The sequence below is a fragment of the Acerihabitans sp. genome (assembly GCF_036398755.1).
GTDB lineage: Bacteria > Pseudomonadota > Gammaproteobacteria > Enterobacterales > Enterobacteriaceae > Acerihabitans.
Window position 1 is genome coordinate 12,103 of the sequence record NZ_DASWOM010000147.1, and the last position, 18,084, is coordinate 30,186.

Genomic DNA, 18,084 nt, shown 5'->3' on the forward strand with positions numbered 1-18,084 from the left:
AACTGTTTGTCGATGGGTTAATCACCGGGTAGTAGGACATTAAGCGTGATCTTTTCAGAGCATTACCCAGTGAATTATCCCTGCTGTCGTCAGAGAAAGTATTGGTCGTCGACCGATGGCGATAATAAAATCCAGTGCGTGAGTATAATTAAAGTTAATCGTCCTAATTGGATTTGATAATAGCTCTTATACGTAACCTTCTGTAAATGGGGGTAAAGGCAATATCCTGTAAAAAAAGATAAAAACCTTGAAGTTAATTTTTTATGGAATTAAATATTAAATAAACGATGGTTGTCAGGATAAAAACCATTTTGTGACGTTACGCTGCTGAGACATCAAAATCGATAATCTATTTTTATTTTGTATGATATATACATATGAGAATTAACTTTAAATAATGTTGAGGATTATCTCGCGGCATGAATATAGCCCATGGTTGGCTGAACGGACCGTTATTGCTATTGATAACCAGCGGCCTTTGGCGAACCTGCCAGTTGACGAATGATAATAGCCGGAGGGCAGTATATTTTGACAGGGAAAATAACGTTGGCAACGTGGTGATAAATCTGATGAGTAGCCTTGAATGCCGTGGCAATGGCGGGCGATAAGCAATCATTAATTCTATCGGACGAGGCAAGCCAGCCTCTCGCCGGCGCCTGTTTTGCGCAGTAGCGCAAGCATCGGCGGCGTTACCGCCAGCGCGACGAGTCGATCTCAGGGCGCGGGGTATCGAGAGCGGCAACGCTTGGCGCGCCGTCCTGATAGCCGTTCGCCCGCGCCTCGGACGCGACATTCAACGATTTCGCCGCTGTGAGCCGGACGCGTTGACAATTTACTCTCCTCAAATTTATTTGTTGGGGCTATCATTATTTTTTTTATAATCAGCATTGATTACTTTCACACAGTCTATCGAATCGTGAATCTCTATACACAGATAGGCGGTTTCATATTTTTCCCGCAGGGAAAAATGAGCGTAATTGACTAAAGGAAGCAGCCCGGAGGTTACAATAAATCCCTTGTTCGTTGAAATGTACATGCGATAGCTCATCCAGTGCCTTTTCATTTCAAATTTATTGATAATCACGTTTTCATGAGTAATGTCTTTTCTTTGAAAATCAATGAATGTAAATGATGCCGCAAGAAAAGCAGACAAAACGGCAATATATAAAAAGATCGCAATTATTAGTTTATTCATGCTTTGTAATCGTCACATTTCAATGTTAAATAATGCTTGGGAATTCTTGGTGTTGCGGGGGCGTCCGGCGTTGAAAATAAGGCACCCTGCGCTGTGGCCATTTTCTCCGCCGAACCCGGAATCATCCCCCGGCTAATCTGCCTTAATCGCTTTCCGGCAATTCTGAAAGGAAATTATGGCCACCCTTTTTTATCCATTTCTGTTCAGCCTGCATCACAAGACTGATGGAAGCGGGCAATACCGTCAGGGTAATTAGGGTGGCTATCATTAATCCACCAATGATGGCAAAAGCCATGGGACCCCAAAATACCTGATGCGATATGGGAAACATCCCCAGAATAGCCGCGCAGGCTGTTAGCAGTATCGGGCGCGAACGGTGTTTTGCGGCGGCGATAATGGCATTCTCGGGGTCCATGCCCGACCGGGTATTGTTATCCACTTCGCTGATAAGGATTACGGCGTTGCGGATAATCATGCCCGCCAGGGCAATAATGCCCAACAACGACACAAACCCCAGCGGTGTGCCCGTGGGCAACATGGTCAATACAACGCCAATCAACCCAAACGGTGCCATCAATAACGCAAGCAACATACGTGAGATCTGCTTTAACTGGATCATCAGCAGGACCAGCATGACAATCAACGTGATCGGCAGCACCGCAAAGATTGAACTGTTGCCTTTGTCCGACTCGGCCACCAAGCCATCTTCCCGGATTTGGTAGTCAGCCGGCAGCGTTGCGCGTAGCCGCTGCACCTGAGGGGCCAGCTGTTCCGACACCACGGCCGCGATCATGCCGGGCGCCAGATCGGTCTGAACGGTGATGAACGGTAGCCGGTTACGCCTGTAGATTAACGGATCTTCAATACCCCATACCGGTGTGGCTATCTGGCCCAACGGCACTTTGTTTCCCTCTACGGTGTTGATCATCAAGCCGGAAAGGATGCCAGTCTCCTTTCGCTCCTGATCGCGGCCACGCAACACCACGTCAATCAAACGGTTGTTATCGCGTACCGAGGTGATGATACCGCCTGAATAAACCGTATTCAGCAAGCTGGACAGACCCTGTGAAGATATGCCGGCGGCGCGCGCGGCGGTTTGATTGATATTCAAGGTAATCACCCGCTGCGGCTCGCCGGCGGTCAAGTTGACCTCACGGGTTGCCGAGCTATCGCCGAGGGATGCGGCCAGTTGCCGGGCAATAGCCTCAACCTTCACATAGTCGGGACCGATGACGCGATACCTGATGGGCCAGCCGACCGGCGGACCCAGTTCCAGGGGCGACACACGCGTGATGATGTCGCTGAAGTCCTTGGCAAGCACCGTCTCCAACTGATGTTTAAGCCGGTCCCGGGATGCCAGATCCTTCGCCACCACGACCAGCTGGGCGGTGTTCTCGTTATCCGACAACACATCCATCGGCAGGTAAAAACGCACCGCGCCGCCCCCGATGTAGCTGGTGAAATGATCAATAGCCGCATTGCCGCGCAGGTTTTTTTCCAACCGTTCGGTCAGGCGGGCCGTTTCTTCTTGGGAAGCATTTGCGGGCAATGTCAGGCTGACCAACAGTTCGGGTCGGTCCGACGCCGGGAAGAATTCGCCCTGCATCAATGTCGAGCCAAAGGCGGCCAACACCAGTAATCCCACCGCGACTCCCAGCGTCGGCAGCCGGTGACGCAATACCGCCCGCAGCAGATTTTGATAGAACGTCATCAGTCTGCCTGTTGAATCCTTATGGCGCCGCAGGGGGACGCTGAGCAACCAAGTCCCTATCAGCGGTGAGAAAAGTACAGCCACTACCCAGGAGCAAAGCAGTGAAATCATCACTACGGCGAACAGTGAAAAACAATATTCGCCTGCCCCCGACGCGGCGAAGCCCACCGGAATAAAGCCGGCGATCATGACCAATGTCCCGGTCAGCATCGGAAATGCCGTGGTCTCAAATGCATACGTGGCGGCACGCCAGCGGCTATCGCCCGCTTCAAGCCGCGCAACCATCGCCTCCACGCTTATCATGGCGTCGTCGACCAGCAGGCCCAGCGCAATAATCAGCGCACCGAGCGAAATACGCTGTAGCCCTATGCCGAACAGCATCATACCGGCAAACGTCATGGCCAGGACCAAAGGAATGGCCGCGGCCACCACCAGACCGGCACGGGTGCCCAACGAGATAAACGACACGGCCAACACGATGACGATCGATTCCAGCAGTACCCGCACGAATCCGCTGACGGCCTCTTTCACCACGGCGGACTGATCGGCGACTTTAACCATTTCAATGCCCTGGGGAAGACGGGCATGAATATCGGCCATCCTGCCGTTGATTGCCTGCCCGAATTTGAGCATATTCCCTGTCGATGCCATCGAGATGGCAAGACCGATCGCCGGCTGGCCGTTGACCCGAAACGTGGGCGTGGGCGGTTCGGCGGCCTGCCGGCTCACCGCCGCAATATCCGTCAGAGGAATATAGCGCCCATCAATATGCAATGTTATCGCGCGTAAACTCTGCTCGGAATCCAGGGCGCCACTCACCCGCAGGGCGATATTTTCCTGGCCGCTCCTTAATATCCCGGCCGGCTCTACCGCATTTTGCGCTCGCAGGGCATCACTGACCTGTCGCAGATCCAGTCCCATGCCGGCAATCTTGCTCGGCGAAAAGGCAATCACAAGCTGTTCTTCCTGCTCGCCCAGTAACGTGATTTTGCCGATATCAGGAAGCGACATCAGTTCGCGGCGAATAGCGTCCACCTTGTCCCTAAGCTCGCGGGGTGAATAGCCCTCGGCGGTAAAGCCGTAAATGGTGCCAAATGTATCGTCAAAGTCATCGTCGACTGTCGGCCCCTGCACCCCTTCCGGCAAGGTCGGGGCTATATCCTGCATCTTTTTACGAATCTGGTACCAAATATCCGGTACCCGCGCCGGCGGGGTATCGTCACGCAGGTTGACATAAATAACCGACTGTCCGGCACGGGTTTGGCTCTCCACGTAATCGAGATAAGGTATTTCCTGCAGCTTTTTTTCCAATGAATCGGTAAGCAGATTTACCGTATCCCGCACGTTCGCACCCGGCCAGCGGGCGGAAACAATCGCCGTTTTGATAGTAAAAGCCGGATCTTCATTGCGCTGCAGGTTTTCGTAGCTCATCACGCCGGCCGCCATCAGCAGCAACATAAGGAAGGCTATCAACTGCTGATTTTTCAGCGCCCACGCCGAGAGGTTAAAGATATGCTTCTGCGCGCCGCCCTTCATAGCACATTCCCCGCAAGCGTGACTTTCTCTCCCTGACGTAATTTACTGACCCCGGCGGTGACCACCAGGTCGCCTGGACTTACGCCATCGGAGATAAATATTGCGGTACGCGTAAAACGGGCAATATTCACCGATCGAAGCTGTAGCCGCAACGTGCTGCGATCGATGATGAACACGGCGGGTTTTTCCCCGAGACGGGTCAGCGCGGCGGCCGGGAGCGCCGTCGCAAGCGTCGCGGCCTGCTCCATTTCCCCCTGAACGCTCGCTCCCAACGCCATGCTGTCCGGCGGCGCGTCAAGCGTGAAACGGACCCGCCAGGTGCGCGTCAGGGGGTCGGCCTGGGGGCTGATATCGCGCAGGCGCCCCGTGGTATGCACCGATGGATCGGAAAGAAGCGACAGCGTAAATGGAACACCCGTGTTGCGGGTTATGACCTGGGGATCCGAGAGGTCAAACACCGCGTCGCGTTCGCTGCCGACGGCGAGTGTGACCACCGTTTGCCCGGTGCCGAGCACCTGGCCCGGCGAAGCGCTCACGCGGGTGATCACACCGGAGCGCGGCGCCGTCAAACGCGTCCATGACACATTGTCCTGGGCATCCTTCACGGCCGCCTCGCTGCTCTGGCGGCGGGAAACGGCGGCCTGCCAGTCTGACTGCGCCGCGTCATATTGGACGCGGGCTATGGCGCCCTGCGGCATCAACTGCTTCATACGCTGCAGGTTAAGCACGGCCATTCGTTCTGCGGCATGGGCGCTATCCAAGTCCGCGCGGGCGCTGCGGAGCTGGTTTTGACTGGTGTCGCTCTCCACGGTCGCCATGACCTGACCGGCCTGTACATGCTCGCCGACATCCACCGTTCGGCTGAGCAGACGTCCTTCAACGCGAAAACCCAGCATGATCTCATCATGAGCGCGGATTTCCCCGGTTCGGATAAAAGGAATGCCCGAGACTGGCGGCGGTGCCACGATGAAACGCACCGGGCGGGAAGGAACGCTCTCCTTTTGCTCCTTGTCGCCACAGCCGGAAAGAAGTAATACGCCGGACAGCAACAGCAGAACGATGAACAGCCGAACTAAGGGTTGACGTCTGCCAAAGTTCCAGCGGTGATGCCGCGCTTCTTTAGCGCAGCCGGTAAAGGCATCTGTCATGACAATGCTCCTGAACTGAGAAGCCGCCATTCAACCCAAGTTTTGTCCAGATCCTCTTTATATTTAGTCAAGGAACGGTCAAGACGAATAAAATTATCGTCCCGGCTGTTAGTGGGCGGGTAAATGTACCGTGATAAGCAACCCGCCGTCCGCCGGAAGCGTCGCCATGATACTGCCGCCATGGGCGACACAAATGGCCCTGGCGATGGAAAGCCCCAGTCCGCTGCCGCCGGAATCGCGCGCGCGTGAAGAATCGGCGCGGGTAAAACGTTCGAACATTGATGGCAGAAAGTCGGGTAACACTCCCGGGCCATGATCACGAAAGGTAATATCGTATCCTGCGTCGTACCGGGATACCCCGATGGACAGGTTCCCGCCTTCGGCGGCATAACGCAGCGCGTTCTCCATCAGGATGGTAAACACCTGGCCAAGGCGAAAGGTATCGGCCATCAAGCGACAAGGCATATTGGTCGCCACGGTAATCGTCATCCCGCACGCTTCGGCCTGCGGTTTCAGCCAGGCGGCGCGTTCCCTCAGGACCTCCGTCAGACTTAATGCGCTCTTGCTGAGCGTCAGCTGGCCGGCATCGGCTAGCGATAGCAGGTGCAGCTCGTCAGTCAGCCGGTTGAGGAGCTGGAGTTGCCTCATCACCATCGCCAGCTGTGCCGCCTCCGGTTGAAAAACGCCATCAAGCATTCCTTGCACACGGCCAATTGCCGCGGTAAGCGGCGAGCGAAGTTCATGCGCCATGGCCACATGTGAGGCGTGCAGCTCCCGTTCATAACGTTCCAATTGCTGTGTCATGGTATTAAAATCGTCAGTGAACCGGACCAGCTCAGCCGGCGCATTTTTTACCAGGGCGGCACGGATGCCGAACTCACCGCGTGACACCGCCCGCGCGGAGGTAGCCAGGTTAAAGAACTGTGCCGAAAGCGGCCGGGCGGCGCGCAGCCCCAGCACGACGATAAAGGGAATGATTACCACGACCAGCACGCCGACCATTATCCAGTCGGCGGGCACGAGCGAGGGGACCGAGTAATTGATACCCCAGCGCTGATCCATGATCTGATGAAACAGGGCAGGGTTAAGTTCCGGATGATCGCGCAACGGCAAAAATTCATCTCTCACCGCCTGGGGCATGTGAAAGATGATCCAAAGATTCTGGATGATGTAACGCAGCCACATGCACAGGGCGATGGCAATGACCGATCCAATCGCCAGCGTCAGGATCCGCACGCAAATCCAGCGCCACAGCGACTGGTTTTTTGGACTTCTCATGGCTGCCTGAACCTGTAGCCGACGCCGCGAACGTTAAGCAAAATATTATTGATGCCCGCCGCTTCCAGTTTTTTTCGCAAATTATAAATGTGCGTATCCACCACCCGTTCCAAAGCCTCGCTTTCCGGCAGGCAGAGCTCCAGTAAATGCTGGCGGGTGAGTGGCCGCACCGGCGTGCGCATAAGCGTGATGAGCAGGGCAAATTCAGTAGGCGTCAGCTCGGGATTGGACTGGCGGCCCGCTTTATCAGTCACCGTGACGGTCAGCGACTCTTCGTCTACCAACAGTCCCTCCCAGCGCAGCTGTTTTTCGCGCGAGCCATGGGACTCGATGCGTCTTAATACCGCCTGAACCCGCGCGACCACTTCGCCGGGATTGTAGGGCTTCACGACGTAGTCGTCCGCCCCGTAGCGCAGGGCGCCGATTTTATCGTGCAGATCGCCCATCGCCGTCACCATAATCACCGGAATATCGCCGGCGCGCCGGATGGCGGCCAAAACTTCCCTTCCATTCATACCGGGCAGCATCACGTCAAGCAGGATAAGATCGGGCTTGAGGCGTTTAACCATATCCAGGCCTTTCAACCCATCACCGGCGATGGCGACCTCGTAATTTTCACGACGAAGGTACGCCTCCAGCACATCGGCCGCATCGGCATCATCTTCTATCACCAGTATTCGTTTTGTCTGCATTTTGGCGACCTTGACAGTTTCTCCATAAAACCCTGACAGTTTATTGATACTGCCTCTTCATAATATTGCTCTGTTACAAGGCCGTTGATGTTTCAGATGGCCAGGAAATAATACTGTGATGAGGTTTATGATGATATCCAAAAAAATGATGTTGCACATGATTTGTATAGCTGTTTCCGCCGCAACGGCGCAGGTATGCGCCGATGACAGCAGTGCGGCGCAGCAGAGCCTTACCCTTGGCGTGGGGGCCCGGAACGCCCCCGTCTACAGTGGATCAAACCAACGGCGCACGCAAATGGTTCCGGTCGTTCAGGCCCGCGACGGCGCATTTTTCTTCGATTCGCTAAAAGGGGCGGGATACAACCTGCAAAGTGACAACGGTCTTTATCTGGAGCATTCCCTCGGGTATGGGCTGGGACGCTCGGATCGAGATTCCAATTGGCGTGACGGTTCCGACAAGCTTAAAGGCATGGGCAATATTGACGCTACGGCTGCAACCGCGGTGACGGTTGGGTGGATGGCCACGCAGTGGTTGTCGTTAGAAGGCAAGGCGACGCTGCCGCTCAGCGACGGGCAGGGTGTGCGGTACGCTACATCGGCCACATTCATTCCCCTGCAGGATGACAGCGACTCGATCGCATTGCAGGTGTCCGCGCTCTTTGGCGACGGCCGCTACATGAATACCTTTTATGGCGTAAATGACAGACAAAGCACGCGGTCCGGCTATGCGCGTTATCGAGCCGCCGGTGGTTTTTACGGTGTGGACAGCAATCTGATCTGGGGCCACCAATTTACCCAGCACTGGGGGTCCGCGTTCAGCGCGGGCTATACCTGGCTTGGCGACCATGCAAACGAAAGCCCGATTGTGTTCAGACGTAATCAGACTACCGTGGCCGCGGCTGCCACTTATACCTTTTGATTCCGGGGGGAGGGCGCGGGCTCGACATTCCCGGATGACGGACCGATGCGTTTTCTCCCGTTTCAACATACCGGGCGCTATCGCCCCTGTAGCCATCATTATGCCGGATTGCCCCCTATTGCGCGTTTTATCCCGCGCAATAAGACATACCCCATTCAACTATTCCATGCGCCAAGGAAAAGAATATGATCAAAACCGACATCGTCAACGGTGTGTTGAACTGGCTGGAAGACCATCTTGACCTGCCATTATTGCTCGACGACGTAGCCGTAAAATCGGGTTATTCAAAATGGCATTTGCAGCGAATATTCCGGGATGTAACCGGACAACGTCTCGGCGCCTATATACGGGCGCGCAGGTTGTCCAGAGCGGCCGCAGCGTTACGCGCGGGCAGCCATACCATTTTGGATATCGCCCTGCGTTACCATTTTGATTCACAGCAAACCTTTACCCGTACCTTTAAAAGACAGTTTGGAATTACGCCGGCCGTCTATCGGCATTCCGCCTGTTGGCCGGCAAAAGGTCTTTGTCCGCCCATTCGGCTGGGGGAAACCCAACTGCCACAGCCCGATTTTATTAATATCCCCGATACGCCATTGATGGGCGTAACGCGGATTTATCCCAGTTCGATTGAGCGGGTAGGGCGATTTTCCCATTCCGATATCCTTTCCCATTTTTGGCGTCAGTACCTGGCCGGAGCCGATGTTATTCCCCCGGTCCTTTACGGATTACATCGCCTGGAGCCTGGCATCACCAATGATAACGAACGGGATGTTATCCGGGATTATACCCTCGCCACCCAGATCGGCACGTTCTCACAATCCCTGCCCAAGGCCCAGCCATGCATGCTTGAAGGCGGGGATTACGCGCAATTTAATTATGAGGGCCATATTGAGGATTTTCAAAATTTCATTATCTTAATCTACGATACAATGGTGCCATTATTAGGCCTGACGCGTCGCAGGGGCCTGGATATTGAAAGATTTCATCCTCGAAATGATAAGGCGTTTTTTTCCCAAAACATTCTTCGCTGCGATTATCTCATTCCCATTGTCAAGCGACCTGAAGTCAATGTGCCCCGGCTGGACAAGGCGTAACCCCCTATCACGCATCACTCTCACCTCAGCCGCTCAGTATTCATTAAACGTAATGAACCGCCGGCAATTACACCCTAGTCAAACAGCGCTTGTTAATTGCTTCACTATGTGAAGCAATATCGCCGATGGTTTTATGACTCCTCTCACGCAATCCGCATAGGCGGTAACATCAGGCTCCCGCCGGCATACACTGCCGGCTACCCGAACCTTTGCCGGGAATAATGCCGCAATCTTTAGAGGAATAATAAAATAATGGCCCTACGGAAACCGACTGTGTTCTTCACCGCCGCGTTGTTCAGTCTGAGTGCCCTGCCTGATTTGGCCAGGGCGGATATAACCCTGCTTAACCGAAACAATAATTTGCCCATGCTTAACGGGCTGGAATGGCAATTCGGCGGACTTATCCGGCCGCAGTATCGTAATAAAATGGGATCGGTCGATGATCACACCTATATGCAGCGGGGATATGACAGCGGCAGCTTTATTCATACTTCTTTAAATTATTACCTTGATGATGATGTGAGCTTATTATGGTATTACGAAGTCGGCATCGATATTTTTAATGAACTCGGGGCCGGCAGCCATTTCGATCATAATAAAGACACCACCTTCACCCGTAAACACTATATCGGCATCGCCAGCAAGACTTACGGTACCTTGACCTTCGGCCAGCAAAACAGCGTCTTATACAGCGTCATCGGCGCCAAAACCGACGTATGGGATAATGATCTGCACGGTCAAGGGTCGAACAATGGCGTCAATGGTAATTATGATGGCTCCTACCGCGGTAAATATTTGCTCAAGTATGTCAAGGACGCGGGACCGGTTACCCTAAGCGCCAGTTGGGACGCGCCGGTGGATGATTATTATATCAGGGCCGACAATGTCCGTTACCAGCGCCAGACCGGAGGCGCCGGCGGCATGGATTACCATATCGCCAAGGATTTGACGCTCAGCGCCGCCTACAGCTATACACGGGCTTATATCATCGGCCGCGCGCCTGTTGGCGAGGGCGCGGAGACCGCCGGTTATAATCAACAGGTCACAGGGATCGCGGCGCAATGGAAACCGGATAACTGGACTCTGGCGGCGACGGCCGGGTACTACCATGATTTTATTCCGCGGCGTACCGCCAGGGTGCCTGCGGCCTATTTCGAAGGCCAGGCGCGGGGTTGGGAATATATGGCGTCTTATCGCTGGCCGGTGGCCGCCCGGGCCATTACCGCCGTCAAGCCCTATATCGCCGGCGATGGCATGCGCTGGGAGCATTACCAGACCAACCACACCTACCTGGGGGTGGCCGCGGAACTGCCCCATGGTTTTCAAATTGATTACGAACGCACCTTCAGCAATACCACCGATAACCAGCCGGATGAAAACTGGGTCCGTCTCTGGTACCGGTTCTGATAAAACCACTTTATTTAATCGGGACGAATACTTACGCATCCAAGGGCTTTTTTCTAATTGCTTCACCATATGAAGCAATTTCAGCAGGGGTTTTATGACTGCACTCACGCAACGCCCACGTGCGGTGGCTTGCCGTCGCCAGCCGCATACACTGCTGGTTATTCGGATAAAACGCTGCCCAGGCCTGCCGGTGCCCCTATCTGTACCGCCAGGCATAAGACGCTTCGAAAAGGAGATAAAATGACCAATTCCATTCCTCACCGGACAGAGGCTTATCCGGCTGAGACATTAAAAACCAAAAGACAGCGCACGTTTAAAATCATGATGTCAGCGGGCATCGGCCACTTTATCGAGTGGTTCGACTTCGGCCTTTACGGCACGCTCGCGGCCATCATCGGCAGCAACTTCTTTGCCAGCAGCGACCCGACGGTGGCGCTGCTGAAATCCTTCGCCGTATTCGGTTCCGGTTTTTTGATGCGTCCGCTGGGCGGCTTTTTCTTTGGTTCGATGGGCGATCGGCTGGGCCGCCGGAAAGTCTTGGTGACGGTAATTGTCATCACGTCCTGTTCCACCTTTGTGATGGGCATTCTTCCCACCTATGCGAACGTCGGCATAGTCGCGCCGGTGCTGCTGGTGTTGATCCGCTTGGTACAGGGATTCGCCGCGGGGGGCGAGAGTTCCGGCGTTATCACCTATCTCGCGGAAAGCGCGCAACCCCATCGTCGGGCCAGCCTGACCTGCTGGAGCGAAAATTTCAGTTTTATGGCGTTTGTCTGCGGTTCCGGGCTGGTGCTGTTTCTGACTCACCAGTTGGGGGAGACGGCAATGAACGACTGGGGCTGGCGCATACCTTTCCTCCTGGCCGCGCCGCTGGGGCTGGGCGGCCTCTATATGCGCCGCAATATGGAAGATTCCGCCGAATTCCATATGCTGCAAAAAGCGGGAAAACTGGAACACTCCCCGCTGCGTACCACGCTGACCACCTCCAGCCGCGCTTTGCTGTTTTGCGTCGGGTTTGTCGTGGTGAAGGCGGTGAGCAGCTGGGTACTGCAATCGTTTATGCCCAGCTATCTTTCCACCTATTTGCATTATTCCCATACCGATTCCTATCTTATTACCACGCTCGGCCTGTTCAGCGTCGCAATCGTAATGCCGCTGGCGGGCTATCTCTCCGATCGGTGGGGACGCCGGCCGCTGATGCTTATCGGCTGCGGCGGTTTTATCCTGCTGACCTACCCGGCGATGATGATGATGGAACAAGGTTCGGTCGCCGTCTCCATCGTCGCCATGAGCACGCTCGGCATGCTGGTGGCCCTGTTTAACGGCGGCTGCGGCGCGGCGATGGCGGAGCTTTTCCCCACCGCGCTGCGTTACGGCGGCATCGCCATCGCCTACAACATGACGGTGGCGGTCTTTGGCGGCGTAACGCCGCTGGTCTCGGCGGGCCTTATCTCCGCCACCGGCAACCCGTTGTCGCCAGCGTTTTACGTCATGCTGACCGCGCTTATCTCTTTTGTCGCCGTGTGGCTCGCCAAAGAGACCGCAGGCAAAAAACTGGATTAACCCGCAAAACCGGAGTGGATATGAAGATCGTCGACGTACAGTGTTTCCCGTTAAAAATCAAACCGCAGCAGATTTATCTCGGCGGAGATCCGGATGAAGGCGGTGGGGACTATTACTATCGTCCTGAATATCGCTGCGTCTATTCACGCAAAATGGAAACCTGCCTGGTAAAGATAACCTGCGATGACGGCCATGTGGGCTGGGGCGAAGCGCTGGCCCCGGTGGTGCCGCAGGTGGTCGCGCAGTTGATAACGCACCTGTTTAAACCGCTGCTGCTGGGAGCCAGTCCGTTTAGCAGCAATGTCCTCAACGCGCAGATGTACAACTCAATGCGCGATCGCGGCCATACCGCCGGCTACCATATCGACGCGCTGGCGGCGGTGGATATCGCGCTGTGGGATCTCAAAGGCCATATTCTGGGGCTGCCGCTCCACCAGTTGCTGGGGGGAAGCTTTCGCGAGCGGGTTCCCTGCTATGTTTCCGGTCTGCCGCGCCCGACCATTGAAGCCCGCTGCGAGCTGGCCCGGGAATGGCAGGCGAAAAACTTCAATGCGGTAAAACTGGCGCTTGGCTATGGCGTCGACCAGGATCTGGAAAATGTCGGCGCCATCCGGCAAGCGCTCGGGCCGCGGGCCACCATTTTTATTGACGCGCACTGGAACTACAGCGTTCACGAGGCGGTTAGGCTTGCGGAAGGACTCAAAGCCTGTGACGTCGGTTTTTTGGAAGCGCCGCTGTTGCCGGAAGACGTCGCGGGCCATCGGGAATTGCGCCGGAAAAGCGCGGTGCCGGTGGCGCTGGGCGAAACGGAACGTACCCGCTATCAGTTCCGTCCTTATATCGAGCAGCGCGCCGTCGACATTCTGCAACCGGATGTCGGGCGCACCGGCATCACTGAACTGATGCGCATCGCCGCTCTTGCCGAAACCTGGAACCTGCTGGTGGCGCCGCATCTGAGCGTCGGCCTGGGTCCTTGTATCGCCGCTTCCATCCACGTGGCCGCCGCGCTGCCCAACTTCTTTATGCTTGAGTTCCAGCCGCCGGTGTTTGACCTGGCCAATAGCTTGCTGCGCCAGCCCCTGATATGCCGGGACGGCCATTATGCGCTGCCCACGGCGCCGGGCCTGGGTATTGAAATCAATGAACAAAGCGTACGTGATAATCACTGGAGTGACGCATGTTAAAAGGTAATGTTCCTATACTGGCAACCGCTTTTGATGACCAGGGGGCGGTAGATCTTGCCGCCGTGGGTAAACTTGTGCGGTTTTTGCTTAAGCAGGGTATCGACGGTCTGGCATTATTTGGTAATGCCTCGGAAGGCTACGCGCTGACGGGTGAAGAAAAGGAAGCGATTTTCAAAAGCGTAAAGGCCCTGACGGGCGATCTGCCGCTGGTGGTTGCCACCGGCGGCGCGGCGGCGCCGGTGGCGATTGAGGAGATAAAGCGCGTTGAGCGCTGGGGCGCGGATGTGGCGATGATCAACCCGCCGTCGGTGGTAAAACCCGGCCCGGACGAAATCTACCGGTTTTACCGCGACATCTGTCGACAGAGCGATATCGAGATAATGATTCAGGACGCGCCGCAAATGACCGGCGTCAGCTTTCCGGTTCCCACCCTGGTACGTCTGTGTGAGGATTTCCCGCAGATTCGCTACATCAAAGTGGAGCAGCCGCCCACCACCCTGAAAATCAGCCAGCTTAAGGCTGCGCTGGGCGACAGGGTCGGGCTTTTTGGCGGGCTCAACGCCGGTTTTTTATATGAGGAACTCGCGCGGGGTATTATCGGCACCATGCCCGCCTGTGAATTTCCCGAGGTGATAAATGCGATTTTGCAGGCCTGGGAACACGACAGGGAGGCGGCGCGAACGCTGTTTTACCGCTATTTACCCTTCCTGCGCTATGGCGTTCAGCCAGGATTGGGCGTAGCGGTTCATAAGGAAATTTTGCACCGTTCCGGACTGTTCGCCACCGCCGCGGTGCGCGATCCGGCGAAGGGGCTCGACGAGACGACGCGTCTGGAGCTTCAGGAGATAACCGACCATCTGCCGTTGGCGATTCTGGCACGGGCGCAATGAACTACATTGCCGTCGACTGGGGGACCAGTAATTTTCGCGCCATGCGCGTTAAACAGGGCAGGGTGGCGCGCGTCGTGCAGTCTGAAAAAGGCGTCGCCCGCTGCCGGCGCGAGCAGTTGGGCGCGGTGCTGCGCGAGGAACTGATGCGGCTGGGTGATGATTACAACGAGCAACTGCCGGTTATCCTGTGCGGCATGATCGGCAGCAATATCGGCATAGTTGATGCCGGTTACCTGGCGCTTCCGCTCAGCTTTCAAGACTTGACCGCCCGTGGCCTGGCGCTGGAAAATGTGTTGCCCAATCCCGTTACCGTGCGTCCGGGCATCTGCAGCCGTGAGCAGCACGAAATCTGCCGTGGCGAAGAAATGCAGCTGGCGGGCGCCTTGAGCCTCAGCGAAGCGCGGATATTTGCCGCCGTGGGCACCCATAGCAAATGGATAACCGTTGATCGCCGGCAAAAAAAAATCGTCAGCCTGCGCACGCTGATGACCGGCGAACTGTACCACCTGGTGCTGAATCATTCGGTGGTCGGCAAGGGGCTCGGCGAGCAGACTTTCTGCGATGAGACGTTCCGGCAGGGAGTGAAAACCGCCGTAGCCATTGACCGGGGCGACAGCACCCTGCTCAGCGAACTGTTCCGCTGCCGGGGGCGTTATATCCTTGGCGAATTCGACGCCGCCTTCGCCGCGGCCTGGCTATCCGGCCTGCTGGTGGGCCATGAAGTCTTGACCGGCCACGCGCGGCACGAAAGCGTGTGCTTCATCGGCTCCGACATCCTGCTTGAACGCTATCGGCGGGCGTGTCATTTACTCCATTTTCCCTGTACCACCCTTGCGGCGGAAGAGGCGATTATTACTGGATTGAACGAGGTATTCGACGATGCTGTTTAAAGGGAAAATCATCGCCATCCTGCGGGGCATAAGCCCGTCCGAGGCTATTGAGCATGTCACCGGCCTGGTGGACAGCGGCATCAGCGATGTGGAAATCCCGGCCAATTCGCCGGACTGGGCGCAAAGTATCCAGGATATCAAACGGCACTTCGGGCTTCAGGTTAATCTCGGCGCGGGTACCATCATCACCACCGCGCAGGTGCAAACCTGCGCGCAGGCCGGCGCTGATTATATCCTCACGCCCAACCTTGACGAAAACGTCGTCCGCGCCACCCAGGCCCGGGCGCTGAAAACCTGTATCGGCGTTTACACCAGTACCGAGATTTTTGCCGCCAGCGCGCTTGGCGCCAGCGCGCTGAAAATTTTTCCGGCGGCGGCGCTGCCGGCAAATTGGCCGCGGCTTATCAAAGGGCCGCTTGGCCATGCCATCCCCTTTTGCGCGGTGGGCGGCATTGATGAGGAGAATATGGCGGAGTATCTGCGTCATTACGATAGCGTGGGTATCGGATCGGCGCTTTACCGGCCGGGACAGCCGCCATCCCTTACCCGCCGGCGCGCCGTGGCGCTGATGGGGTGAAGTCCGGCAGGCCCCGGACCGAAACGCCGGCCCGGCGGCGCCTATCCGCCGCTGATTTTCTGCGCCGCCGACACCAGGAACGTTTTCAGGGTTTCCAGCTCCAGGCGTTCGCCGCTCAGGTTTGACAGCGCTATCGCCGCCTGCATTCCCGGAATGGCGCAGGCCATACGGTACTCCTGCGGCGGGTAGCGCTTCACCAGTACCTGATGGCGCCGTGCGCTGTCGATATCTTCTTTTATCAGATGAAAATCATGGATGCCAATCAGGCTGACTATTTCTTCATCGCTGCGTGCGGCAAGCAGTTTGACGCCGATAATCGAGTCGGTTACCGGCACCGAATCATAATTCCCTATCGCCCGGGCCACGCTTTTCCCCTGCCGGGTGTGGATTAAATAGACCACATCCCGGCCACTCAGTACGCCGATAACGATGGAAACCGGGTTATTGCCCACTTCCTCAAGTATCTCAAGCACCGCTTTGTAAAAGGTGGAGTTATGAATGGCGTGGGCTGAAAAACGATGTACTCCAAGGCCGAGCGAGTACTTGCGCTTTTCGTTGCGATGTACCATTTCCAGGGCCAGCAGCGTTTGCATAATGCGCGTCACTTTTGCCGAATCCAGCGATAACCGCCGGCCAATCTCACGAATACCCGTGGGTTCACTCAGGGTGGCCAGCAGGTTCATACAGCGAAACGCATCATAAACCGATTGTAGTAGCATCTTACTCCCCGTCTGGGTACACAGCCTTATCGTCCCGTAATGCAACCGGCGGCGGCATCCCGTTTCATCCCCGCCATTATATCCTGTTTCCGCCTTAAACTTCGCCAAAGGTACAGCGATAGCCGGTCCTTTGCCGGCTACTCCGGCTTATCTAAAGCTCCATTGCACACTCACGACAAACACTGAAGGAATAATTATCCCACTTTCAATACCGAAGTAGTCGGTGAAATTGTATTGAATAGCATGATAAATATAGGGTGAAAATCCTATTCCCGTCGCTTTTTTAAAATCGCGATAGGAACCATGATCGCCGCACTGACTAAACGCGTTAAAAAAGAATTCGCCGGTATAGCCATATACCCCCTTAAAAACCCAGCGCGAATCATTCGATATCCAGTCTCTTCTCAGTCCTATTGCTAAACAGCGATCGCCAAAACTATTGTTCATCGTGCCAAGTAAGGCGCTGTATTTGGAATCCTCCGAGAATTTACGTTCTATAGAAAAGAATTTGTTATCAAAAAACTCATTATATTGTCCATAATTGCCAGTTAGATGATATACAAACGAACCAGTATTGGCGGAGTATAAGTTTATTTCTCCGGCATATGTGTCGGCGGCGGCGAATAGGATAAAAAAACATAAAGTTTTGCTTAAGTTTTTAAACATTTGAATAATCTCATTGATTATAAAAATTATAGTTTTATCTGAAAACAGCAGACTGAAGAGCCAGGGGAGAGAAATAACCCTGGAATAGGTGTTCTTAGATAGCGTTTATATTTATACAGCGGGAAGGCTTATCAGGTAAATCAGATTTTGCCTGCAACTAATACGAGGCCGGTTTAGCGGCCTAAAAGGGTGAAAATTCCGTTCGGGTACTGGCCGCACATGAACGCCACAAAGGCCCGGACCTTGGGGCTTTGCAAGCGCCGGGCCGTGTGCAGGACCCAAAGCTCGACTTCGCCGTCGGCCATGCCCCATGACGCCAGCTCGCCTTTTTCCAGCAGGTTTGCGATAAGGGACTGCGGCAACAGGGCCGCCCCCGCGCCGGCGGCATCGCGTACCGTCAGGAGCGAGGACAGCCGCAACACCGGCTGTGGTTCGATGATGAGTTGACCATCGCGGACAGACCAGACCTCTCCATCGCGATAGGTCGGCATGACGACGGCCGGAACCCGCAACGGCTGGCCGCGGCCACCGCTTCGTCGACCTCGCGCATCGGCCCTTCGATCCGGGCCAGCAGCAATTGGCCGGCTTCGGTCAGTTGCAGGCCGCCGCCGC

General features: G+C 55.5%; 16 protein-coding genes. 8 read left to right on the forward strand and 8 right to left on the reverse strand.

Going from position 1 to position 18,084, the window contains the following annotated elements:
• Positions 1-847 precede the first annotated feature (847 nt).
• From VGC33_RS22985 to VGC33_RS23005, 5 genes are all read right to left on the reverse strand, one after another.
• Positions 848-1,195, reverse strand: coding sequence for a hypothetical protein (locus VGC33_RS22985; protein ID WP_331123090.1), 348 nt, complete (start codon positions 1,193-1,195; stop codon positions 848-850).
• A 142-nt stretch (positions 1,196-1,337) separates the two neighbouring features.
• Positions 1,338-4,442, reverse strand: coding sequence for an efflux RND transporter permease subunit (locus tag VGC33_RS22990; RefSeq protein WP_331123091.1), 3,105 nt, complete (start codon positions 4,440-4,442; stop codon positions 1,338-1,340).
• Entirely contained in the window at positions 4,439-5,590 is a 1,152-nt protein-coding gene (locus tag VGC33_RS22995) for an efflux RND transporter periplasmic adaptor subunit (protein WP_331123092.1), read from the reverse strand. The genes VGC33_RS22990 and VGC33_RS22995 overlap by 4 nt, the downstream gene beginning before the upstream one ends.
• Before the next feature lie 108 nt (positions 5,591-5,698).
• Positions 5,699-6,868: a sensor histidine kinase gene (locus VGC33_RS23000; RefSeq protein ID WP_331123093.1), complete on the reverse strand. Its 1,170-nt coding sequence runs from the start codon at positions 6,866-6,868 to the stop codon at positions 5,699-5,701.
• Positions 6,865-7,560, reverse strand: a complete 696-nt coding sequence (locus tag VGC33_RS23005) for a response regulator (RefSeq protein ID WP_331123094.1) — start codon at positions 7,558-7,560, stop codon at positions 6,865-6,867. The genes VGC33_RS23000 and VGC33_RS23005 overlap by 4 nt, the downstream gene beginning before the upstream one ends.
• A gap of 130 nt (positions 7,561-7,690) precedes the next feature.
• Here VGC33_RS23005 and VGC33_RS23010 point away from each other — a divergent pair, with 130 nt between their 5' ends.
• The 8 genes from VGC33_RS23010 (at position 7,691) to VGC33_RS23045 (ending at position 16,087) form a co-directional block, all read left to right on the forward strand.
• Positions 7,691-8,479 (forward strand): MipA/OmpV family protein, encoded by a 789-nt coding sequence (locus VGC33_RS23010; RefSeq protein ID WP_331123104.1) that lies wholly within the window; start codon positions 7,691-7,693, stop codon positions 8,477-8,479.
• Positions 8,480-8,664: 185 nt separating this feature from the next.
• Positions 8,665-9,576: a helix-turn-helix domain-containing protein gene (locus VGC33_RS23015; RefSeq protein ID WP_331123095.1), complete on the forward strand. Its 912-nt coding sequence runs from the start codon at positions 8,665-8,667 to the stop codon at positions 9,574-9,576.
• A gap of 252 nt (positions 9,577-9,828) precedes the next feature.
• Entirely contained in the window at positions 9,829-10,983 is a 1,155-nt protein-coding gene (locus tag VGC33_RS23020; protein ID WP_331123096.1) for a porin, read from the forward strand.
• A 240-nt stretch (positions 10,984-11,223) separates the two neighbouring features.
• On the forward strand, positions 11,224-12,546 hold the full coding sequence (locus VGC33_RS23025; protein WP_414636981.1) for an MFS transporter: 1,323 nt from the start codon (positions 11,224-11,226) through the stop codon (positions 12,544-12,546).
• Between the two features lie 20 nt (positions 12,547-12,566).
• Positions 12,567-13,730 carry a mandelate racemase/muconate lactonizing enzyme family protein gene (locus VGC33_RS23030; RefSeq protein WP_331123097.1) on the forward strand — a complete coding sequence of 388 codons (1,164 nt, stop codon included), beginning with the start codon at positions 12,567-12,569 and terminating at the stop codon, positions 13,728-13,730.
• Positions 13,724-14,620 carry a dihydrodipicolinate synthase family protein gene (locus VGC33_RS23035; protein WP_331123098.1) on the forward strand — a complete coding sequence of 299 codons (897 nt, stop codon included), beginning with the start codon at positions 13,724-13,726 and terminating at the stop codon, positions 14,618-14,620. Before VGC33_RS23030 ends, VGC33_RS23035 begins: the two co-directional genes overlap by 7 nt.
• Entirely contained in the window at positions 14,617-15,510 is an 894-nt protein-coding gene (locus tag VGC33_RS23040) for a 2-dehydro-3-deoxygalactonokinase (RefSeq protein ID WP_331123099.1), read from the forward strand. The genes VGC33_RS23035 and VGC33_RS23040 overlap by 4 nt, the downstream gene beginning before the upstream one ends.
• Positions 15,500-16,087, forward strand: a complete 588-nt coding sequence (locus VGC33_RS23045) for a beta/alpha barrel domain-containing protein (RefSeq protein WP_331123100.1) — start codon at positions 15,500-15,502, stop codon at positions 16,085-16,087. Before VGC33_RS23040 ends, VGC33_RS23045 begins: the two co-directional genes overlap by 11 nt.
• A 41-nt stretch (positions 16,088-16,128) precedes the next feature.
• Here VGC33_RS23045 and VGC33_RS23050 read toward each other — a convergent pair whose 3' ends face one another.
• The 3 genes from VGC33_RS23050 to VGC33_RS23060 form a co-directional block, all read right to left on the reverse strand.
• Positions 16,129-16,806 carry a helix-turn-helix domain-containing protein gene (locus tag VGC33_RS23050; protein WP_331123101.1) on the reverse strand — a complete coding sequence of 226 codons (678 nt, stop codon included), beginning with the start codon at positions 16,804-16,806 and terminating at the stop codon, positions 16,129-16,131.
• Positions 16,807-16,953: 147 nt separating this feature from the next.
• A complete protein-coding gene (locus VGC33_RS23055; protein ID WP_331123102.1) occupies positions 16,954-17,472 on the reverse strand; it encodes a hypothetical protein in 519 nt (172 codons plus the stop codon).
• A 173-nt stretch (positions 17,473-17,645) separates the two neighbouring features.
• Positions 17,646-18,084, reverse strand: a 439-nt coding sequence (locus VGC33_RS23060; protein WP_331123103.1) for a LysR substrate-binding domain-containing protein, incomplete at its 5' end; no start/stop codon positions are given.